The organism is Olsenella sp. An293, assembly GCF_002159495.1.
Lineage (GTDB): Bacteria > Actinomycetota > Coriobacteriia > Coriobacteriales > Atopobiaceae > Thermophilibacter.
Window position 1 is genome coordinate 53,981 of record NZ_NFIT01000007.1, and the last position, 18,661, is coordinate 72,641.

The window sequence follows — 18,661 nt, forward strand, 5'->3', positions numbered from 1 at the left end:
GAAGAACGGGCGGGTTGGGAAGTGTACATACCCTCAAGACGAGGCCGACTCTTGCGAAACCGTAAGGGACTTCGATGGCGGCGGGCACGCCTCTGGGGGACAATGGGGCCGCACGAAGAGACGAGAAGAACGGACGACATGAACCTCATCAGGCGCTTCCTCTCCGGGTACACGGACAACTTCCTCATGGCGCTGATGCTCTGGCCGCTGGCCTCGGCGGCGCTCACGCTGCCGATCCTGGCGTGGGTCTACCACCGCGACGGCCGGCTGCGGTTTGGCACGGTGGTCTCCACCTACCTCGCCGTGCTCTACGTGCTGGGCCTGGGGTGCTTCACGCTCTACCCGCTGCCGAGCGGCACGTCTGGCCTCGGCATCACCTACGGGGTGCCCTGGCAGCTGGACCCGCTCGCCTTCGTGGGAGACTTCCGGCGCGAGGGCGTGAGCACGCTGCCGCAGATCGCGTTCAACGTGGTGCTGTTCATGCCGCTCGGCTTCATCGCGGGGCGCCTGCTGCGCTGGGGATTCTGGCGCTCCGTGATCGTGGGCCTGCTGGCGTCGCTTTGCATCGAGGCGGCGCAGGGCACGGGACTCTTTGGCATCTACCCCTACGCCTACCGCACGGCCGACGTCGACGACCTCATCTACAACACGACCGGTGCGGCGGTGGGATGGCTGTGCGCGGCGGCGCTGGCGCGGGTGCTGCCGCCCGGGGCGCTCGCCGAGGAGGGCGAGGTCACGCACGCACCCGGCTTCGTGCGCCGCTGTGTTGCGTTTTGGCTGGACACCCTGCTCGTGACGCTTCTTTCGCTCGTGGTGGGCGGCACCATCGCCCTGGCGCTGGCGATGCTCGGCGTCTCCGAGGGCGTGCGCGCGCACGTCATGGACGCCGTGCTCTACGCGGCGTTCGTGTGGGTGGAGCTCGTGACTCCCTGGCGCCACGGCGGGTCGACGCCGGGCGGCGCCTTCGTGCGCATGTCGTGCGAGACCCGAGAGCGCACGGGCGGGCGCAGGGCGGCCTTCTACGTGCTGCGCGTCGTGGTGCTGGGCGGGGCGTACTTCTTCTTCCCGCTGGCGTGGCCGATTCTTGCGCTCTTCTACCTGGTGATGCGAACGATGCCCTACGACCTTGTCTAAGCCGCTGCGGAGAGAAGAACCGTCACGTACATGACGACGAGCGGGACCCACAGCAGAAGCTCCCAGGCGCGCCAGTGCGGCAGGACGCAGTCGTAGAGAAAGCCGCGCGGCGGGTCCGCAGCGGGGTCGCGTCCCTCGAGAAACGTCACGAGCCGCGTCGCCGTGGGGAGGTCATGCTCCTTCACGAGGTGCCAGAGGCCAAACCAGCACGCGCCCGCCGCAACCGACACACCGGCCATGGCCGCATTCGCAACGATGGAGGCTGTCTCGGCCCCCGCGTTGTCCAGCGCCGCCCCCGTCACGGCCAGTGCCACCCAGAGGAGCACAAGAAGCCCGTAGCCCACCAGCAGCACGATCAGGCGATGGCGGAGGTCCGCCTCGGCGCGCACGGCCTCGGCGCCCCTCTCGCCCAGAAGCTCGCCCGCCGTGGTTCCCAGGGCCCCGGCCACGAGCGCGAGGCTCTGCACGTCGATGAGGGTCTTTCCCGTCTCCCAGTTGTTTACGGTCTGGCGTGCCACGTAGGCGCGCCCGGCCAGCTCGCCCTGAGAGATGCCCGACGCCTCGCGGAGCTCTCGGATGCGGGCACCGATGACCTGTCGCGATGTACGCTGCTCGTCCATGTTGCCTCCTCAGGGCAAGCATACCCGCACATGAGGCGATGACGACCGAGGATCGGGCGGGCACCCTGTCCAAACCTTTTGACATGCCCGCTGAACTGGCATGGAGCAGGAAAAGCTCAAAGGAGGCCGCCACAATTTGAACCGCTGAAGCCGTCGGGGCTCCTGGGGACGTGGGGTGTTTCGCTTTTGGCGAGGTCTGTGTGGCAGCAGAGACGGACCGCATTATCCACGACGTTTCTGACCAAGATCATCTGGCGAAACACACGCTCTTTGATTGGGAGTGCGTCGAATTAAGAAGGGGACCTTCCATTCGCTGCACAAACCTCGCCAAAAGTGACACACCTCACGTCCCCAGGAACCCCGACCGCCTTGAAGGCCGAAAAGGCATGCTAATTTGATTGGCGCGCTGGCTGCGCGAGGGATGCAAGAGCGTCGCCGGCCATGCGATAGACCGTCCAGTCGCTCATGGGCTCGGCACCCATCGCGAGGTAGAAATCGATGCTCGGGCGGTTCCAGTCGAGACACCACCACTCGAGCCGGCCACACCCGCGCTCCACCGCAATCTGCGCGAGCCGCTTGAGGAGCGCCTTTCCGTAGCCCTTGCCGCGGTGCTCGGGACGGACGTAGAGGTCTTCCAGGTAGATGCCCGCGCGACCGAGGAAGGTCGAGAAGTTGTGAAAGAAGAGGGCAAACCCCACCTCGCGACCGTCTTCCAGCGCAAAGACCACCTCGGCGCGCCCGCGGTCGAAGATCCACTCCTCGAGCGTGGGCTCGTCCGCCACGACCTCGTCGAGCATGCCCTCGTAGTCGGCCAACTCGCGAATGAACTGAAGAATCAGCGGCACGTCTGCGCGCTCGGCTTCCCTGAACTGAGGTTTCTCGCTCATCTCTGACCTCCTGACGTCCTTTGAGGGTATGTACGGTGCGCATACCGGATATGTACAGTACACCCCGAGGTCCTTCTCGCAAAGTCGCAGGTCAGAGGCACAGGCGAGAAGGACGAACGGGTCGAGGATCGTACATACCCTCAATGGTTCAAAAGGGGACAGTCCCCTTTTGACTCATTTCGAGAAGAACGCGGCGTCGGCGGGGCGGTACGGGCGCAGGCGCGCGGGGTCGACCTCGGTGTGCGCGTGCGCGGACACGTCGTACCACTTGACCGTGTGACCGGCACCGTGGCTGCAGAAGACGGAGTCCGGCGTGTTGGGGAGGTCGGCCTCGGGATCGTAGGCCGCCGCCGCGACGACCTCGTCCGCGTTGTGGCAGGGGCGGTATCCCGCGAGCTCGAGCGCCAGGCGCCCGCGCCCGCCCGTGTAGCGCGCGACCTCGAGCGCGTACTCCCCCACCTCGGAGGCCGGCACCTCGCCCACGACGCGCACCACGTCGCCCGTCGCGACCGGCGGTTCGAAGACGGCGGCCATGCGCGTGAGGTCAGTGAGCGCGCGGCCCACACGCTCGGCCGGCACCGCGAGGCGAAAGCGGTACCACGGCTCCAGCAGCTCGCACTCCTCGCGCTCGCGCGCGCCCATGAGGGCCTGGCGGACGGCGCGGTAGGTGGCCTGGCGAAAGTCCCCGCCCTCGGTGTGCTTGGGGTGGGCGCGACCGGCGAGCAGCGTGATGCGCACGTCGGTGAGCGGTGCGCCCGTGAGCGGCCCCAGGTGGTCGCGCTCCTGCGCGTTGGTGAGGATGAGGCGCTGCCAGTTGAGGTCCAGGTCGTCCGTGGAGCAGCGCGTGCCAAACTCGACGCCCGAGCCGCGCGGCAGCGGCTCCACGAGCAGGCGCACCTCGGCGTAGTGGCGCAGCGGCTCGAAGTGGCCCACACCCTCCGCGGGCGCGGACAGGGTCTCCTTGTAGAGGATGCCGCCGGGTCCGAAGGTCACGGCAAACCCGTGGCGCTCGCGCAGGAGCGCGGCGACCACGTCCTGCTGGACCTCCCCCATGAGCTGCACGTGGATCTCCTGGAGCTGCTCGTGCCAGGTCACGCCGAGCATCGGGTCCTCGCTCGCGAGCTCCCGCAAGGCCCGAACGAGCGCGGAGACGTCCGCCCCGGGCTCGGGGATCACCTGGTAGGACAGGACGGGCGCGAGCACCGGGCGCTCGCCGGCGGGCTCGGCGCCGAGGGGGCTCCCGGGCACCACGCGCGTGAGGCCCGTGACGGCGCAGATTCGCCCCGCGGACACCTCAGCGACGGTCTCAAAGCTCGCACCCTGGTAGAGGCGCACCTCGTTGACCTTCTCCTGCCACGTGACGCCGCGGTCGCTGCCCGCGAGCTGCATCTTGGCGCGCAGCGAGCCGCCCGTCACCTTCACCCAGGCGAGCCGCTCGCCGCGGGCGCCGCGACCCACGCGGTAGACGCGGGCCGCAAACTCCGTGGGCCAGTCCTTCTCGGCGATGAGGCGGGAGACGCCGTCGAGCAGCTCGCGCACGCCAACGTCGCGCAGCGCCGCGCCAAAGAAGGAGGGGAAGACCCCACGGGCGGCCACGATGCGCGCAAGCGTTGCGGGAGCAAGCTCGCCGCTCTCCAGGTACTCGTCCAGAGCCGCCTCATCGCTTGCGGCCGCCTCCTCCGTGGCCGCCGGGTCGCCGGCGAGCAGCGCCTCGGCGTCTACGCAGCCCGGCGAGAGGCGCGAGGAAAGCTCGGCGAGAAGCTCTTCTAGCCCGGGGTTTTCCAGGTCGCACTTGTTCACGAAGACGAAGGTCGGGATCGAGTGGCGCTCGAGCAGCTCCCAGAGCGTCTCGGTGTGGCCCTGGACGCCGTCGCCCGCGCCCACCACGAGGATCGCGTAGTCAAGGGCCTGCAGCGTGCGCTCTGCCTCGGCGGAGAAGTCCACGTGGCCGGGCGCGTCCACGAGCATGAGGTGGGCGCCGCCCCAGTCGAGCGCCGCGCTGGACGAGAAGATCGTGATGCCGCGCTCGCGCTCCATGGCGTCGGTGTCGAGGTGCGAGTCGCCGCTGTCCACGCGGCCGGGGTTGCGAATGGCGCCCGCGGCGGCGAGCATGGCCTCCGCGAGCGTGGTCTTGCCCGCGTCGACGTGCGCCAACAACCCCACGACCGCCTGCCTCACGCGATGCCTCCCCTTTTCTGCCATGCCGTTTTTCTCATCATAGCTTGACGGGCGCGCGCCTCGCGAGCATACTGGCGCCAACGGCCGAGCGGGGAATGGGCCTCGCAGCGCGGGTGGCGCCGCCATCGGACCGAGGAGAGGCACGGGAAGCGTGGGCATTCGCTAGACATCTTTCGCCAGAAAACCCGAGGTGACGAAAAGGGACTGTCACTTTTCGTCAGAGGAGATGTCTATGCAACTGATGCTTTCCGGCGTCACGTACGCCTATCCCGCCGCGCTCGAGCCCGTCATCAACAACCTCACCATAACCTTCCCCGAGGGCTGGACCGCCCTTCTGGGGGACAACGGCTGCGGTAAGACCACGCTGGCCAAGATCGCGTGCGGCCTCATCGAGCCGGACGCGGGGTCGCTCACGCGCGACCTCGTCTGCGCCTACGTGGCGCAGGACGCCGACGAGCCGCCCGCAGCCCTCGCCGACTTTGCCCTGGACTACGGGCGCGAGGCCCGCGAGCTGCGCGAGAGCTTCCGGATAGCTGACGACCTGCCGTGGCGCTGGGACGAGCTCTCCTTTGGCGAGCGCAAGAAGCTGCAGGTGGCGGTCGCGCTCTGGAGCCGGCCGGACGTGCTCGTGGCGGACGAGCCCACCAACCATCTCGACGAGGGCGCCCGCGCGGAGCTGGGGGCGGCGCTCGCGCGCTTCCGGGGCATCGGGATCCTCGTGAGCCACGACCGCGACCTCGTGGACGCGCTCGCCGCGCGCTGCGCCTCCTTCGAGTCGGCAGGCGTCGTCGTGCGCCCGGGCGGCTACAGCGCCGCGCACGCGCAGGCGGAGCTCGAGCGCAGCTCCGCGGCAGCCGAACGGCAGAGCGCCAAGCGCGAGCTCGCACGCCTCGCAGTCGAGAAGGACAAGCGGGCCCACGAGGCGGCGCGGGCGGACGCGCGACGCAGCAAGCGAAACCTGGACCCGCGCGACCGCGACGCTCGCGGGCGCATCGACCTTGCCATCTTCACCGGCAAGGACGGTCAGGCGGGCCGCCTCTCGTCCCAGATGGACGCGCGCCTGGCCGCCGCGCAGAAGCGCCTCGCCGCCGCGCGCGTGCAGAAGCGCTACGACGGCGACATCTGGATGGACGCCGAGCCCGCGCGGCGGCGCACGGTGCTGCACGTGCCCGCCATGACCATCCCCTGCGGCCCGGAGGGCACGCTCGAGATGCCCGAGCTCTGGGTGGGGAGCACCGACCACGTGGGCGTCGTCGGTCCCAACGGAGCCGGCAAGTCCACGCTCCTCGCGCACTTGCGGGTCCTTCTCGCCCGGGCAGCGAAGGCGGGACTCGCCCTGGAGGTGCTGGACATCCCGCAGGAGCTCCCGGCAGACGCCCGCGACGCCGCGGTCTCGCGCGTGTCGGGCCTGGCGTCGGCCGAGCGCGGGCGCGTGCTCTCCACGGTGGCGCAGCTCAACTCCGACCCGGACCGCATCCTCGAGGGCGGGCGCACAAGCCCCGGCGAGCTGAGAAAGCTGCTGCTCGCCGAAGGCATCCTGCGCCGCCCCGCGCTCATCGTCATGGACGAGCCGACCAACCACCTTGACCTGCACTCCACCGAGGCGCTCGAGCGCGCGCTCGCGGCCTATCCCGGGGCGCTTCTGCTGGTGAGCCACGACCGGCGGTTCCTCGACGCCTGCACCAGCCGCACCTGGGAGGTCCGCGACGGCCGCGTGCGCGAGAAATGAGTCAAAAGGGGTCTGTCCCCTTTTGACCTACTTAAACGCGGCGGACATGATGCGCGAGGCACACTCGTCGAGCTGCCGTGCCGCGTCGGCCACCACGGCGGCCGCGGCCTCGGCGTCCGGGCCCGTGGCCTCGCCCCGCGCGAGCAGCTCCGCGTTGGCGCTCACCACCGTGAGCGGCGTCTTGAGCTCATGCGCAAGCTGCGTCACGGTCTCGCGGCGCTCCTCCTCGGCCCGCCAGCGCGCGTCGAGCGTCTCGCGCAGCGCCGCCCGCATGCGCTCCATCGCCGCGAGCAGGTCGTTCACCTGGCGCACGTTGGAGCGGCCCACCGGGGAGTCGAGGTCGGAGGCCTCGATGCGCGCCGCCGCCTCCGCCGCCGGCCGGAGCTTGCGCGAGATCACGTGCGCGGCCCAGGCGCCCACGCCCACGATCAGCGCCGCACCCGCTCCCGCGCAGGTCCACCCCAGCTGCACCAAAACGTTGGGCCGGCTGTCGCGCAGCTCGCGCGTGGCGTACTGCGGCAGGTTCTGGTACGCGAGAAGGACGATGGTGCCGTTGTCGAGCCGGGCGTACCGGTAGTGGTGCACGGCGCTTCCCCAGATGTCGTAGTAGCGCGGCAGCTCCTCGACGTGCCAGCCGGGGGCATCGGAGCCCTTGAGGCTCTCCGCCACGGAGTAGAGAATCGAGCCCTTGTCCCCAAGGTCCGTCGCGAGCTCGTTGCCCTTCTCGTCAATCAGCAGGTACCAGTACGCCGAGGGTATCGCCTCCGGATCGAACTCGTCCTGCGCGGCAAGCCTCTGCAGCACCTCCTCGACGTGCTCGGAGCCGTAGTCAGCCGGGTAGACCTCGCCCGACCGCAGCATCCCCCTGAGCGAGACCTGCGCCCAGAGCACGATCGCCAGAAGCCCCACGATCACGTACACGAAGTAGCGACCGACCACAAAGCCCATCGGCAGGCCGCGCCAGGCGCGCCGCCCCGCGGCGGCGCTGGCCGTATCCTTGCTCACAGCTGCCATTTGTATCCCACCTTCCAGACGGTTTCGATCGGGTCCACCCCGGCGGCCGCGAGCTTTCTGCGCGCGCGGCTCACGTGCATCGAGATGGCGTCGTCGCCCGCGACGCTCTCCCAGCCGAGCACGTGCTCGCGCAGCTGGGAGCGCGAGAACACCTGCCCAGGGCGTCGGGCGAGAAACTCGCAGATCTCGTACTCGGTGGCGGTGAGCGGCACGACCTGCCCGCCCGCCTCGATCTGCTTTGAAGCGAGAAGGACGCGCAGCTCCGTGCCGCCCGCGTCAAAGGCGAGCGCGCTCACGCGGGGCCGGCGCTCACGGCGCAGGTGCGCGGCCACCTTGGCGCGCAGCTCGTCGACCCCGAAGGGCTTGCGGAGGTAGTCGTCCGCGCCCAGGCCGAGGCCCAGCACCGCGTCCTTCTCGGCAATGCGCGCCGTGAGAAACAGCACCGGCGCGTCCACGCGCGAGCGGATGGCCCGCAGCAGCTCAAAGCCATCGAGCCCCGGCATCATGACGTCAAGGATCAGCAGGTCGTAGCGGTCGAGGCCCATGCCCGGCACGCGCGCAGGGTCGCACACGGACGTCACCACGTGCCCGTCGAGCGCAAGCACCCGCTCGAGCGTCTCCGTGATCGCCCGCTCGTCGTCCACCACCAGAATCCGCGCCATCGCCGCCCCCTCTCTCGTCTGGGGACAGCGTATCAGGCCCGTCTAACGGTTCCCTAACGGGTTTTGTAAATTGGGGACAGTCCCCAATTCGCATAAAAGATTTCTGTTAGTTGGGGACAGTCCCCAATTTACAGAACGCCCTTCCAGATCAGGAAGCTGTAGAGCGTGATGAGCGCCACGCCGCCGAGAAGCGTCACGAGCAGCGTCGCCACCAGCGCCGCCTCCGGCAGCGTCGACCCGAGAAACGCCATCGCACACATAACCGCGCCCATGACCACAAAGACCGGGCCGGCAAAGCGGTGCGTGCGCCGCCAGTTGTCCGGGTCGTCGAGCGCCCACGGAACGCGCACGCCAAAGGTGTAGTTGGGCTCGATGCGCGGCATCGCGATGCCAAGGCCCACGAGAAGCAGCCCCATGAAGCCAAAGACGAGCGCGCCCACGGCCGAACCGCTCTCCGGGACGAGCCCGAGCGCCGTGGCCGGCGTGAGCCAGCCCACGGCGACCATGAACACGGTGAAGGCCGCAGAGAAGCCCTGATAGATGCCCTTGAAGCGGTTGAAGCTGGCCCCGCGCGGGTCAAAGTACGGCACCGCGAAGAGCAGGGCCAGCATGAGCGGCGGCATGATGACGCCCATGAAGACCGTGGAGCCCTTGTCGCTCCAGCCGTCGACGGAGCCGTCCGCGCCCCAGTGCGTGGGCACGGTCTCCGGCATCGCGGGCAGCGCCCAGAACAGGTAGGCCGCCGAGCTCGCCAAAACCAGGACGAGAAGGGCCGTCCACAGCGCCTTGTCGCGCACCTCGAGGTTCAATCCAGCCATGCCAGCCTCCTCAGACGAACATGATGCGCGATGTTATACCCCTCCCGTGGGCGCTTATCAACCTCGCCGCTCGCCGCCCCCGCGACGCCGCTCGCCAAAGCTCAGCCAGCCGTGATGCCAGAAGAACGCCACCTCAACGGCAACGATCGTCACGCACGCCACGATCACCGCGAAGTAGCCCCACGGCACGTCGAAGAGCGCCATGTGCGGGAAGTTCATGCCGTACCACCCGGTGACGAGGGTGAGCGGCATCACGATCGTGGTCACGACCGTGAGCCACTGCATGACGTTGTTCTGCCGCACGTCGATGGACTCCTGGTAGAGGCTGTGCACCTGCAGGCTGTAGTCCTGCAGCGACTCCAGGCGCGCGGCGAGCCGCCCCAGGAGGCGCGCAAGCGAGCGGAGCCTCGCGCGGTCCGCGGGCGCCACGAGGCCGGAGTCGTCCTCGGCGAGCTCCCCGGCAAGGTCTGACATGCCCTGATAGAAGGTGTCGAGCCCGAACATGCGGCGCGAGTCCGCCATCATCTTGCGCCGGTCCGGGCGCTCGCGTCCCTCGAGGACCTGCTGCTCCATCAGCTCGAAGTCCTCGCGCATGCGAGAGAGACGCGCCGGATGGTCGCGCAGAAGCTCGCGGAGCAGCGCACAGAGCGCGCCGGCCGGCCCCTCGACGCGCGCCCGGTCCTCCACGGCCCGGCCGAGCGCCGTGGCGCAGACGTCTCCGTCGTCAATGAGCACCAGCTCATTGGGGGTAAGAATGAAGCCAAAGCGACGTCGGCCGCTCGGCGTGACCACAAGTCCCGCCGCCCCGGTGGACGTGCGCTCCAGAAAGGGCATCGCGGCGTGCTCGAGCTGGTCGAGGACCTCGCGCTGCGTGTGGGAGAGCGGGCGTGACCGCGCCTCGCCCAGATGCAGGAGAATGGCGACGCGCGCGCCGTCCTTCTCGCCCGTCGCAAGATGCCCGTTTGCGATGTGCCAAGCCCGTGCCATAGTGCGCTCCCGCCCACTGCCGCCAACCGTCCTTGTTGGAGGTTCTACCCGTTGTCGTGTGAGACAATAGCCCCGCAGACCGCAATCGAAGGAGGCAGCATGGGCTGGATCATGGAGCGCGACCGCGTGCAGGTGCTGGACGAGAGCTGGAACGTGCTGGCCGAGGTCACCTTCCCGCAGGTGGAGCCGGGCATCGTGGAGATCAACCACACCTTTGTGGACGAGAGCCTGCGCGGCCGGGGCGTCGCGGGCGAGCTTTTGGGCCGCGCCGTCGCGAGCATCGCCGCGAGCGGCTACTACGCGCGTCCCACGTGCTCGTACGCCGTCAGCTGGTTCGAGAAGCACCCGGAGCACGCCGCGCTGCTGGCGTAGCGGGCGCGAGGGGGTCCGGTGGCGTGCACTTCTCGGCATCACCCGTGGACGTGCCCGCACTTCTCGCCCCGTGCAAGAAGTGCGGGCCGGAGCGCACTCGATGCGCGCACTTGAGGGGAAACACCGAGAGTCCGCCCGCACTCCTTTGCCAAAACGGCCATAATCGCCCGCACTCGATGCCCGCACTCATGAGTGCGGGCATCGTCTTGAACAATGCCGAGAAGTGCGCGCAGCTCCCGGCCCCTCGCTACAGGACGACCGGCTCGCCGGGCAACGGGGCGAGCACGCGCTCGGGGTTGGTCACATGGTCGGCGAGCGCGCGCGGGTCGCCGTTGAAGGTCGACCAGTCCGGGGCGTCGACCGTGCCCCAGTGGATGCACAGCAGCCGCGCGCCCGGGTAGACGTTGGCGAGGCGCACCGCCCCGTCGAAGGTGATGTGCCACTCGTTGTCAGAGAAGTCCAGGAGGATGAGCTCGGGCTCGGGCATCTCCAGGTGCTCCGGCAGCAGCCGGGAGTCGCCCGGCAGCCAGATCGATCCGTCCGGCGTGTCGAGCCAGTAGCCGCAGTAGTCCTCGCGCGCCCACGTACGCCAGGACCACTTGGCGGAATCGTTTTGCCAGGTGTGCCACGCGGGCGTGAGGCGCGCCGTCACCGAGCCCACCGAGAAGGACTCTCCGATGTCGTGGCCGACGCCGGGCAGGCCCTCCTCGCGCGCGACCTGCGCCACGTAGCGCGGGGCGTGGTAGGCGGGGCACACGTCGGCGAGGTCGTGGCAGGTGGGGCGGCTGAAGTGGTCTTTGTCGATGTGCGTGATCAGGACGGCGTCGAGCGCGGGCACGTCCGCGGGCGCCACCGGCGCGTCAAAGAGCACGGGCATGTCAAAGCCCTCGAGCACGGGGTCGACCATGACGCGCGTGCCGCGGGCGTTGAGCAGGATGCCCGCGCCACCGAGCCACGTCACCGTCGTGTCCGCGCGGGCCGCGAACGCCTCCGGGCCCACGGGCGCGGCCCCGGCCGGCACCGCCTGGTTCTTCTCGTTGGTGGTGACACCCTTCAACTCCATAGCGCCTCCATTCTGTCAATTGGGGACGGGTTATTTCGTGCACATAACCTGTCCCAAACCGTCTGCACGAAAAAACACGTCCCCAATTGACACACCCGACAGGCTTACTTTGCGTTGGGGTTGGTCGTGCCTGCGAGGGGCTTCTCGCCGGGGCGGGCGGCCGGACCCACGAGCTCGTGCGCCACGTAGGGCTCCTCGAGGTAGGCGACCTCCTCGGCCGTGAGCGCCACGTCGAGCGCCGCCACCGCGTCGTCCACGCGCTCGGGCTTGGAGCAGCCCACGATCGGGGCCTCCACGCCACGCGCCCAGTGCCAGGCGAGCGCGATGCGCGACATGGGCACGCCGTGGCGCTCTGCCAGCTCGGCAACGCGCGCGACGATGGGCATGTCGCGCTCGCGGTCGGCGTCGTACTTGTTGCGGACCACGACGTCGGTGCGGCTGCGCGCCGAATCGCTCTCCCAGGTGGGGCGGCACAGATGCCCGGACGCCAGCGGGCTGTAGGGCGTGAGCGCCATGTCATACTGGCGGCACACGGGAATCATCTCGCGCTCATCCTCGCGGTAGAGCAGGTTGTAGTGGCACTGCATGCTCGTGAACGGGGTCCAGCCGTTCTTCTCGGCCACGACCTGCATGTTGTGGAGCTGGTAGGCGTACATCGCGCTCGCGCCGAGGGCGCGCACCTTGCCCGCGCGCACGAGGCCGTCGAGTGCCTCCATGGTCTCCTCCATCGGCGTCTCGTAGTCAAAGCGGTGGATGATGTAGAGGTCCAGGTAGTCCGTGCCCAGGCGCTGGAGCGTGCCGTCGATCTCACGGTTGATCGCCTCGCGCGAGAGCCCGCCCTCGTTGAAGAAGACCTTGCTGGCCAGGACCACCTGGTCGCGCGGGATGCCCAGCTCGCGCAGGGCGGCGCCGATGTACTCCTCGCTCGTGCCGTGCGCGTAGCAGTTGGCCGTGTCGATGAAGTTCACGCCCAGCTCGAGGGCGCGGGCGATCACCGCGCGCGTCTCATCCGGGCCGATCGTCCACTGGTGGAAGTCCGCCGAGGGCTTGCCAAAGCTCATCCCGCCGAGGCACAGCCGCGGAATCCTGATGCCGGAGCGTACGAGCGTCGTGTAGGTCATGTCCGCCATGTCTCCAACCTTTCTGTTAATTGGGGACAGTCCCCAACGTGCTGCTAATTGGGGACTGTCCCCAACGTGCTGCTACGCCGGGTACTGCTCATCGGTGACGGGCTCGAGCCACTCGTTGGAGCAGTTCTCGCCCGGCGCCTCGAAGGCGATGTGGGAGAACCAGGAGTCGCGCGCGGCGCCATGCCAGTGCTTGACGCCCGCCGGGATCACCACGACGGTGCCCGGTGTGAGCTCCTGCGGGTCCTTGCCCCACTCCTGGTACCAGCCGCGACCGTCTGTGCAGACGAGAATCTGCCCGCCGCCCTTCTCGGCATTGTGCACGTGCCAGTTGTTGCGGCAGCCCGGCTCGAAGGTCACGTTGGCAAGGCCGACGCCGCACTCGGCGGCGCTGGTCAGCGGATTGAGGTACGAGTTGCCTATGAAGTACTGGGCGTAGGCGTCGTTGGGACTGCCCAGACCGAACATGGGCGAGAAGGACGCGCCCTCGCCGGCGTCCGCCTCGTCCCCGTAGACCTTGAGCGCCACGCGGAACGCAGCCCACGCGTTGGGCCAGCCGGCATAGAAGGCCTCGTGGGTGAGAATCTCCGCCATCTCCTCGCGCGTGACGCCGTTCTTGCGCGCCGTGGCCATGTGATACTCAAACGAGCTGTCCACCATGCCCTTGGCCACGAGCGTCACCACGGTCACGATCGAGCGCATCTTGAGGCTGAGCTGCCCCTCGCGGCTCCACACCTCACCAAAGAGCACGTCATCGTTGAGTTGCGCGAACTTGGGGGCGAGCTCGCCCAGCTGGTCGCGACCCGCCGTCTGCTTGACTGCCATGTCTATCTCCTCTCTGTGCGCTCGATGCGCACGTCAACTGTGCCGGTAAGGCCGCGCAGCGCCTCGAGCGGGCCCGCCGCATGCCCCAGCGTAACCTGGCCGCCATAACGCGCGGAGTTGCGCTCGTCGTCAAAGAAGAGCGCAAGCCAGTCACCCTCGGGCTTGTAGTTGAGGTCGCCGTCGGACCAGCCGGGGTGAACGTCGGCGGCGTCGTGCGGCAGCGAGAAGGGCAGCTGCCCGCAGCATCCCACGCTCGAGGCGCTCATGGAAAGCGCCTGCGGGAGCTGCGTCGCAAGCGCGCGTGCGGCAGCGGAGCCGTTCAGCTCCACGGGCACCGCAACCTCACCAATCCGCAGCTCAACCCTCACGTCCGCCTCCCATGAGACAAAGGGACAGTCCCTTTTCATCATTTTGCTTCGCAGTGCTCCGAGCTACAATTGCTTATATCGCATATCATGATATGCATTGATGTAATGGAGCAGCCATGGAACTCCGAACCCTTCGCTACTTCCTCGCCGTATGCGAGCACGGGACGATGTCGCGCGCGGCCGAGGCGCTGCACGTGACGCAGCCGGCGCTCTCCCGGCAGATCGCGGCGCTCGAGCGTGAGCTCGGCACCCCGCTCCTCGAGCGCCGCAGCCGCAGCGTCACGCCCACCGAGAAGGGCCTCTACCTGCGACGCCGCGCCCAGGAGATCGTCGGTCTCGCGGACCAGACCACCTCTGACCTCGCGCGCGGCGAGGACATCGTGGAGGGTGACGTCTTCATCGGCGCCGGCGAGTCCGAGGGCCTGCGCGTGATCGCCCGCCACGTGCGCGCCTTTCGCGAGAAGTACCCCGACGTGCGCTTTCACCTGCACAGCGGCAACGCTCCCGACCTCATCGAGCGCCTGGAGCACGGTGTCGACGACTTCTCCGTCCTCATGAGCTACCCCGACGTTGACCGCTACGCCCACCTGCGCCTCTCCCCCACCGACGCCTGGGGCGTGCTCATGCGCGACGACGACCCGCTGGTCGCCCGCGACACGGCAAGCCCCGCCGACCTTCTCGACGCGCCGCTCATCGTACCGGAGCGCCATGCCAAGGGCGGCGGGCTCACCGGGCTTCTCGCCACGTGGTTTGGCGACCGCGCGGGCGAGGCCACCATCGCGACGACGTACAACCTCGCCTACAACGGAGCCCTGCTCGCGCGCGAGGGCGTGGGCCGCATGCTCTCCTTCGACGGGCTCACGACGGTGGGCCCGGGCACGGGGCTGGAGTTCCGCCTGCTCTTCCCGCCGCTCGTCTCGGTCATCGACCTCGCCTGGAAGCGCGACGTCCCCCTCGGCGACGCAGCACGACGGTTCCTGGAGCTCGTCCGAGCGGGGAATCTGTAAATTGGGGACTGTCCCCAATTTACAGACGGACGCGTCCCTTCGTACCAGATAGGAGAATCCCATGAAGGTCATGCTCGTGAACGGAAGCCCGCACAAGGCGGGGAGCACCAACCGCGCGCTCGAGGAGGTGGCGCGCACGCTGGAGGCCGAGGGCATGGAGGCGGAGATCTTCTGGATCGGCGCGCGGCCCGTGGGCGGCTGCGTGGCCTGCGGCGGCTGCGCCAAGCTCGGCCGCTGCGCGTTCGACGACGTGGTGAACGAGTTCCGTCCCAAAGCAGCCGAGGCCGACGGCTTTGTCTTTGGCGCGCCGGTGCACTACGCCCACGCCGCAGCGTCGCTGCTGGGCTTCATGGACCGCCTCTTCTACAGCAACGGCCGTGCGGGCGAGAAGAACGTGCTCGCGTACAAGCCGGCGGCGGCCGTGGCGAGCGCCCGACGCGGCGGCACCACCTCTGCCTTCGACGACATCAACAAGTTCTTCACCATCGCGCAGATGCCGGTCGTGAGCTCGCGCTACTGGAACAACGTGCACGGCAACGTGGCGGCAGAGACCGAGCAGGACGCCGAGGGCCTCTGGACCATGCGCCAGCTCGGGCGCAACATGGCGTGGATGCTCAAGTGCCTCGATGCGGGCCGCGCGGCGGGTGTTCCGCTGCCCTCTCAGGAGGCTGGCCAGCAGACGAACTTCATCCGGTAGTGACCGCCGCGACAACGGCCAGAGCCCTTCACGCCTGCATCTCGCAGGCGGCTTACCTGGAGCTGACGTCGACCCCGTACACTGGCGAGAAGAACGTGGACAATCCACCCTCCGTCGAAAGGGGTCGCCATGGGCGCGGTCGTCGCATTCTGCTCGCAGACGGGCTCTGCCAAGAGATACGCCGACTGGCTCGCGGTGGAGCTCGGATGCCGGATGGTCCCGCTCGAACAAATCGAGGTCGTCGCCGCGGACGCGGACCTCGTGGTCCTCTGCAGCTGGTTCCACGCGGCATCGCTCAAGGGGGCAAAACGGTTCCGGGCCTATATGGCGGCGCATGGCGAGAAGCGCTATGCCGTGGTTGCCGTGGGCGCTACGCCCATGCCCAGCGAGCTCTGGCCCGCAAGCGAGCACGAGGAGGCGTTCCGACGCTCCTTCCCCGCAGGCGCCTACCCCGACATGCCATGGTGCTACTGCCAGGGCGGCTTTCACTTCGAGCGGCTCGGCGCGGTTGACAAGGCCATGATGCGCATCTACTTCAAGATGCTCGAAGGCGAGGCGCGCAAGGGCGACCAGCGCTCGGGCACGGCCCTCGCCCAGATGCGCGAGGGCTACGACGGCTGCGAGCGCAGCTACCTCGATCCGCTGGTCACCGAACTCCGAGCACGCGGTTGGGCGTAGGGACAACCCACGAGGTTCTTCTCGCCCTCCCCTCGCGCTCACGCCGCGGCGATCGCAAGCGTGCCCGCCACCAGAAGCACGAGACCGCCCAGCTCGCGACGCCCCAGCCGCTCGCGCAGCACCAGCGCGGAGAAGGCCAGCACCACGCCCGTGCGCAGCGCCGTCACCAGGTCGGAGTCCGTCTCGCGCACGCCGAGCTTGGCGAGAACCGCCGTCACGCCCGCAAAGAGCGCCGAGCCAACCGCCGCCAGCAGCCACATGCCGCATGCCCCCATCGATCCCCTCACTGTTGTAGCACATGACATGACGGAGCGCGGGGGCTGCCGCGTCCCTTTACAGCGAGCGCCCCAGCTCGAAGGCATGCTGCGGGGCATCCGTGGCACGCGTCATGGACGGCGTGCCGCAGCCGTAGCCGAGCACGCGGCCGCAGTCTCTCAGGTCGAGATAGCGGACCAGCGTGTCGTAGTGAGCCTCAAGCGCGTCGAAGGTCCAGCTGTCCGCGTTCCACGCCACGGCGAGGAGGACGGAGCGCAGGCGCCGCGCGGTGATGGCGGAGTTCTCTGAGCAGAACCGGTCGATCACGGCCTTGAGCTGGGCCGTCATAGCGTAGTAGTAGAGCGGTGTGGCCAGGGCCAGGACGTCGGCGGCGAGGATCTTCTCGAGGATCGAGACCATGCCGTCGCGCTGGACGCACGGGCGCGCGCCGTAGCCGCAGGCCACGCAGCCCGTGCAGGTCCTCACGTCCGCCTGCGCCACGTCAATGCGCTCGACCTCGTGTCCCGCCTGGCGCGCGCCGCGCACGAACTCCTCGCAGAGGATGGCGGTGGAGCCGTCGCGGTTGGGGCTCCCCTGCAAGATGACGACGTTCATGATCTTCCCCCTCCTACAGCCCCAGGCCGGCGGCCCAGGCCGCCGCATCATCGCCGGCACCGGCAGAGAAGCGCTCGCCCTCGAGCCAGTTGCCGGTGCCGGCGAGCTCCGCAAGGCGCTCGGCGCTGCCCCCGATGCCCGAGGAGCCAGAGGTGCAGAACGGCATCACGGTCTTCTCGCCAAAGTCGTTGCCCGCCACGAACGTGCGCAACGGCCAGGCCGCCTCACCCCACCAGATCGGATAGCCGAGAAGGACCGTGTCGTAGTCGGCCCAGCCGTCGGGCGTGACCTGCGCGAGCTCGGGGCTGGCTCCGTCCGCGTGCTCGACGCTCACACGGGAGGCATCGTCGTTGTAGTTGAGATCCGCCTCCGTGTAGGGCTGCGCCACCTCGATGGCGAAGATGTCCGCCCCCAGGCGCTCGGTGATCGCGGCAGCCACGCCCTCCGTGTTGCCTGTAGCCGAGAAGTACGCGACGAGCACGTTGCCAGCGGGCGCGGCGTCCGCCGCGGGAGCGTCCTCGACCGGCTTCGTTGCCGGAGTCGCCGCAGGCCCCTCGCTCTTCTCGCCGGAGCAACCGACCAGGAGCGCTGCCGTACCCGCAGCGGTAACTGCCAGGAAGTTCCTTCTCGTCAGCATGCTCTTCTCCTTACATCAAACCTTTGTGCTAATTGGGGACTGTCCCAAATTAACAGGTCTTAAGTTACGTTGCGTTGCGTATCTTGTCAATGGTTAAGTGACGCGTTTTTTCTTATTTTCTCGATAAGCTGCGGTATACTTTCCTCGTACACGGTTTGGAGGAGTCATGGCAGAGTTCATCCGAGCGCGCAGCGCCGAGCAGAAGGGGCAGCGCCTCGAAGAGATCAAGGGGGCCGTCCGCAGACAATTTGCCGCGCGCCCCTACCACGAGATCACGCTCACGACGATCGCCGACGAGCTCGGTTGGTCGCGCGCCAACCTGTACAAGTACGTCAGCACCAAGGAGGAAATTTTCCTGCTCCTGACCGCGGACGAGATGGATTCGTACTTCAACGCCCTGCTCACCGCCCTGCCCGAGGGCTGCGGGCTTGCCCCGGACACCGTGGCCGAGGTCTGGGCGGGCATCGCCAACGCACACCAGGAGTACTTCCGCCTAGGCGACCTGCTCACCACGATCGTGGAGACCAACGTCACCGTCGAGCGCCTCATGACCTTCAAGCACGCCTACTACGACCACGTCGCCCGGATGCGCGAGCACCTGCCTCTCATCCTCGACATCGAGCCCGAGCGCGTTGAGCCCCTGCTCGTGGCCATCTACTACCATGCGACCGGCCTGGTCAGCGGCTGCTGGAGCAACCCGCTCATCGCGGAGGCGCTCGAGCGGCTTGAGATCGCGCGCCCCGAGACGGACTTTCGCGCCGAGATGCGCGACTTCATCGGGATGTGCCTCGGTCACTACGCGCGATAGCTGCCTCGATTGCCCACGCAGCGCGCGAGGGCATGCTTTTTTGGCCTTCAGTCCATATTGCCGGCCTGCCGGATACAAAACCAGTCTTTAATCCATGGAAAAATGACGGTCTGGCGAGCTGTCCCTTTTCTTTACTTTACTTAGTACGTTTTAGTGTTTAATCAGCAGATGCCCGCCACG

21 protein-coding genes are annotated in these 18,661 nt (G+C 68.3%); 7 read left to right on the forward strand and 14 right to left on the reverse strand.

The window, feature by feature from the left end:
- Positions 1–138 precede the first annotated feature (138 nt).
- Positions 139–1,134: a VanZ family protein gene (locus tag B5F85_RS05935; protein ID WP_087315349.1), complete on the forward strand. Its 996-nt coding sequence runs from the start codon at positions 139–141 to the stop codon at positions 1,132–1,134.
- On the opposite strand, the gene B5F85_RS05940 is transcribed toward B5F85_RS05935, so the two are convergent.
- The 3 genes from B5F85_RS05940 to B5F85_RS05950 form a co-directional block, all read right to left on the reverse strand.
- On the reverse strand, positions 1,131–1,754 hold the full coding sequence (locus B5F85_RS05940; protein ID WP_087315351.1) for a helix-turn-helix transcriptional regulator: 624 nt from the start codon (positions 1,752–1,754) through the stop codon (positions 1,131–1,133). The two genes, B5F85_RS05935 and B5F85_RS05940, sit on opposite strands and share 4 nt — an antisense overlap.
- A gap of 389 nt (positions 1,755–2,143) precedes the next feature.
- Positions 2,144–2,641 (reverse strand): GNAT family N-acetyltransferase, encoded by a 498-nt coding sequence (locus tag B5F85_RS05945; protein ID WP_087315353.1) that lies wholly within the window; start codon positions 2,639–2,641, stop codon positions 2,144–2,146.
- A 174-nt stretch (positions 2,642–2,815) separates the two neighbouring features.
- Complete coding sequence (locus B5F85_RS05950; RefSeq protein ID WP_087315355.1) at positions 2,816–4,843, reverse strand: TetM/TetW/TetO/TetS family tetracycline resistance ribosomal protection protein; 2,028 nt, start codon at positions 4,841–4,843, stop codon at positions 2,816–2,818.
- Between the two features lie 208 nt (positions 4,844–5,051).
- On the opposite strand from B5F85_RS05950, the gene B5F85_RS05955 reads away from it, so the two are divergent.
- Positions 5,052–6,548, forward strand: coding sequence for an ATP-binding cassette domain-containing protein (locus B5F85_RS05955; RefSeq protein WP_087315357.1), 1,497 nt, complete (start codon positions 5,052–5,054; stop codon positions 6,546–6,548).
- 27 nt (positions 6,549–6,575) lie between these two features.
- Here the strand turns inward: B5F85_RS05955 and B5F85_RS05960 are convergent, their stop codons facing one another.
- The 4 genes from B5F85_RS05960 to B5F85_RS05975 all read right to left on the reverse strand — a co-directional run bounded on the left by B5F85_RS05960 (position 6,576) and on the right by B5F85_RS05975 (position 10,029).
- Positions 6,576–7,562, reverse strand: a complete 987-nt coding sequence (locus tag B5F85_RS05960; RefSeq protein WP_087315359.1) for a histidine kinase dimerization/phospho-acceptor domain-containing protein — start codon at positions 7,560–7,562, stop codon at positions 6,576–6,578.
- Entirely contained in the window at positions 7,550–8,224 is a 675-nt protein-coding gene (locus tag B5F85_RS05965; RefSeq protein WP_087315361.1) for a response regulator transcription factor, read from the reverse strand. Before B5F85_RS05965 ends, B5F85_RS05960 begins: the two co-directional genes overlap by 13 nt.
- Positions 8,225–8,352: 128 nt before the next feature.
- Positions 8,353–9,042, reverse strand: a complete 690-nt coding sequence (locus B5F85_RS05970; RefSeq protein ID WP_087315362.1) for an SdpI family protein — start codon at positions 9,040–9,042, stop codon at positions 8,353–8,355.
- Between the two features lie 57 nt (positions 9,043–9,099).
- Positions 9,100–10,029 carry a CorA family divalent cation transporter gene (locus tag B5F85_RS05975; protein ID WP_087315364.1) on the reverse strand — a complete coding sequence of 310 codons (930 nt, stop codon included), beginning with the start codon at positions 10,027–10,029 and terminating at the stop codon, positions 9,100–9,102.
- Positions 10,030–10,128: 99 nt separating this feature from the next.
- Between B5F85_RS05975 and B5F85_RS05980 the strand changes: the two genes are divergently transcribed.
- Positions 10,129–10,401 carry a GNAT family N-acetyltransferase gene (locus B5F85_RS05980; RefSeq protein WP_087315367.1) on the forward strand — a complete coding sequence of 91 codons (273 nt, stop codon included), beginning with the start codon at positions 10,129–10,131 and terminating at the stop codon, positions 10,399–10,401.
- Between the two features lie 247 nt (positions 10,402–10,648).
- On the opposite strand, the gene B5F85_RS05985 is transcribed toward B5F85_RS05980, so the two are convergent.
- The 4 genes from B5F85_RS05985 to B5F85_RS06000 all read right to left on the reverse strand — a co-directional run bounded on the left by B5F85_RS05985 (position 10,649) and on the right by B5F85_RS06000 (position 13,784).
- Positions 10,649–11,464: an MBL fold metallo-hydrolase gene (locus B5F85_RS05985; RefSeq protein ID WP_087315369.1), complete on the reverse strand. Its 816-nt coding sequence runs from the start codon at positions 11,462–11,464 to the stop codon at positions 10,649–10,651.
- A gap of 104 nt (positions 11,465–11,568) precedes the next feature.
- On the reverse strand, positions 11,569–12,594 hold the full coding sequence (locus tag B5F85_RS05990) for an aldo/keto reductase (RefSeq protein WP_087315371.1): 1,026 nt from the start codon (positions 12,592–12,594) through the stop codon (positions 11,569–11,571).
- Between the two features lie 72 nt (positions 12,595–12,666).
- Positions 12,667–13,416, reverse strand: coding sequence for a carboxymuconolactone decarboxylase family protein (locus B5F85_RS05995; RefSeq protein ID WP_087315373.1), 750 nt, complete (start codon positions 13,414–13,416; stop codon positions 12,667–12,669).
- Positions 13,417–13,418: 2 nt separating this feature from the next.
- Positions 13,419–13,784, reverse strand: a complete 366-nt coding sequence (locus tag B5F85_RS06000; RefSeq protein ID WP_087315375.1) for a cyclophilin-like fold protein — start codon at positions 13,782–13,784, stop codon at positions 13,419–13,421.
- 116 nt (positions 13,785–13,900) lie between these two features.
- Between B5F85_RS06000 and B5F85_RS06005 the strand changes: the two genes are divergently transcribed.
- The 3 genes from B5F85_RS06005 to B5F85_RS06015 all read left to right on the forward strand — a co-directional run bounded on the left by B5F85_RS06005 (position 13,901) and on the right by B5F85_RS06015 (position 16,166).
- Positions 13,901–14,791 (forward strand): LysR family transcriptional regulator, encoded by an 891-nt coding sequence (locus B5F85_RS06005; RefSeq protein ID WP_087315377.1) that lies wholly within the window; start codon positions 13,901–13,903, stop codon positions 14,789–14,791.
- A 61-nt stretch (positions 14,792–14,852) separates the two neighbouring features.
- On the forward strand, positions 14,853–15,488 hold the full coding sequence (locus tag B5F85_RS06010) for a flavodoxin family protein (RefSeq protein WP_087315379.1): 636 nt from the start codon (positions 14,853–14,855) through the stop codon (positions 15,486–15,488).
- Between the two features lie 129 nt (positions 15,489–15,617).
- The gene (locus B5F85_RS06015; protein ID WP_087315381.1) at positions 15,618–16,166 is read left to right on the forward strand and encodes a flavodoxin domain-containing protein; all 549 of its coding nucleotides are present in this window, start codon (positions 15,618–15,620) and stop codon (positions 16,164–16,166) included.
- A 38-nt stretch (positions 16,167–16,204) separates the two neighbouring features.
- Here the strand turns inward: B5F85_RS06015 and B5F85_RS10775 are convergent, their stop codons facing one another.
- The 3 genes from B5F85_RS10775 to B5F85_RS06030 are packed head-to-tail and all read right to left on the reverse strand — an operon-like array spanning position 16,205 to position 17,673.
- The gene (locus B5F85_RS10775) at positions 16,205–16,441 is read right to left on the reverse strand and encodes a hypothetical protein (RefSeq protein WP_087315383.1); all 237 of its coding nucleotides are present in this window, start codon (positions 16,439–16,441) and stop codon (positions 16,205–16,207) included.
- Between the two features lie 58 nt (positions 16,442–16,499).
- Positions 16,500–17,036: a flavodoxin family protein gene (locus B5F85_RS06025; RefSeq protein WP_087315385.1), complete on the reverse strand. Its 537-nt coding sequence runs from the start codon at positions 17,034–17,036 to the stop codon at positions 16,500–16,502.
- A gap of 13 nt (positions 17,037–17,049) precedes the next feature.
- A complete protein-coding gene (locus B5F85_RS06030; RefSeq protein ID WP_087315386.1) occupies positions 17,050–17,673 on the reverse strand; it encodes a flavodoxin in 624 nt (207 codons plus the stop codon).
- A 166-nt stretch (positions 17,674–17,839) separates the two neighbouring features.
- Here B5F85_RS06030 and B5F85_RS06035 point away from each other — a divergent pair, with 166 nt between their 5' ends.
- Positions 17,840–18,481, forward strand: a complete 642-nt coding sequence (locus B5F85_RS06035) for a TetR family transcriptional regulator (protein ID WP_087315388.1) — start codon at positions 17,840–17,842, stop codon at positions 18,479–18,481.
- The last annotated feature ends 180 nt before the right edge of the window (positions 18,482–18,661 follow it).

What these genes read in the sequence shown, in the direction of transcription:
- B5F85_RS05935 (WP_087315349.1), top strand. Translation starts at nt 139, where the DNA reads ATGAACCTCATCAGGCGCTTCCTCTCCGGGTACACGGACAACTTCCTC.
- B5F85_RS05940 (WP_087315351.1), bottom strand. Translation starts at nt 1,754, where the DNA reads ATGGACGAGCAGCGTACATCGCGACAGGTCATCGGTGCCCGCATCCGA.
- B5F85_RS05945 (WP_087315353.1), bottom strand. Translation starts at nt 2,641, where the DNA reads ATGAGCGAGAAACCTCAGTTCAGGGAAGCCGAGCGCGCAGACGTGCCG.
- B5F85_RS05950 (WP_087315355.1), bottom strand. Translation starts at nt 4,843, where the DNA reads ATGGCAGAAAAGGGGAGGCATCGCGTGAGGCAGGCGGTCGTGGGGTTG.
- B5F85_RS05955 (WP_087315357.1), top strand. Translation starts at nt 5,052, where the DNA reads ATGCAACTGATGCTTTCCGGCGTCACGTACGCCTATCCCGCCGCGCTC.
- B5F85_RS05960 (WP_087315359.1), bottom strand. Translation starts at nt 7,562, where the DNA reads ATGGCAGCTGTGAGCAAGGATACGGCCAGCGCCGCCGCGGGGCGGCGC.
- B5F85_RS05965 (WP_087315361.1), bottom strand. Translation starts at nt 8,224, where the DNA reads ATGGCGCGGATTCTGGTGGTGGACGACGAGCGGGCGATCACGGAGACG.
- B5F85_RS05970 (WP_087315362.1), bottom strand. Translation starts at nt 9,042, where the DNA reads ATGGCTGGATTGAACCTCGAGGTGCGCGACAAGGCGCTGTGGACGGCC.
- B5F85_RS05975 (WP_087315364.1), bottom strand. Translation starts at nt 10,029, where the DNA reads ATGGCACGGGCTTGGCACATCGCAAACGGGCATCTTGCGACGGGCGAG.
- B5F85_RS05980 (WP_087315367.1), top strand. Translation starts at nt 10,129, where the DNA reads ATGGGCTGGATCATGGAGCGCGACCGCGTGCAGGTGCTGGACGAGAGC.
- B5F85_RS05985 (WP_087315369.1), bottom strand. Translation starts at nt 11,464, where the DNA reads ATGGAGTTGAAGGGTGTCACCACCAACGAGAAGAACCAGGCGGTGCCG.
- B5F85_RS05990 (WP_087315371.1), bottom strand. Translation starts at nt 12,594, where the DNA reads ATGGCGGACATGACCTACACGACGCTCGTACGCTCCGGCATCAGGATT.
- B5F85_RS05995 (WP_087315373.1), bottom strand. Translation starts at nt 13,416, where the DNA reads ATGGCAGTCAAGCAGACGGCGGGTCGCGACCAGCTGGGCGAGCTCGCC.
- B5F85_RS06005 (WP_087315377.1), top strand. Translation starts at nt 13,901, where the DNA reads ATGGAACTCCGAACCCTTCGCTACTTCCTCGCCGTATGCGAGCACGGG.
- B5F85_RS06010 (WP_087315379.1), top strand. Translation starts at nt 14,853, where the DNA reads ATGAAGGTCATGCTCGTGAACGGAAGCCCGCACAAGGCGGGGAGCACC.
- B5F85_RS06015 (WP_087315381.1), top strand. Translation starts at nt 15,618, where the DNA reads ATGGGCGCGGTCGTCGCATTCTGCTCGCAGACGGGCTCTGCCAAGAGA.
- B5F85_RS10775 (WP_087315383.1), bottom strand. Translation starts at nt 16,441, where the DNA reads ATGGGGGCATGCGGCATGTGGCTGCTGGCGGCGGTTGGCTCGGCGCTC.
- B5F85_RS06025 (WP_087315385.1), bottom strand. Translation starts at nt 17,036, where the DNA reads ATGAACGTCGTCATCTTGCAGGGGAGCCCCAACCGCGACGGCTCCACC.
- B5F85_RS06030 (WP_087315386.1), bottom strand. Translation starts at nt 17,673, where the DNA reads ATGCTGACGAGAAGGAACTTCCTGGCAGTTACCGCTGCGGGTACGGCA.
- B5F85_RS06035 (WP_087315388.1), top strand. Translation starts at nt 17,840, where the DNA reads ATGGCAGAGTTCATCCGAGCGCGCAGCGCCGAGCAGAAGGGGCAGCGC.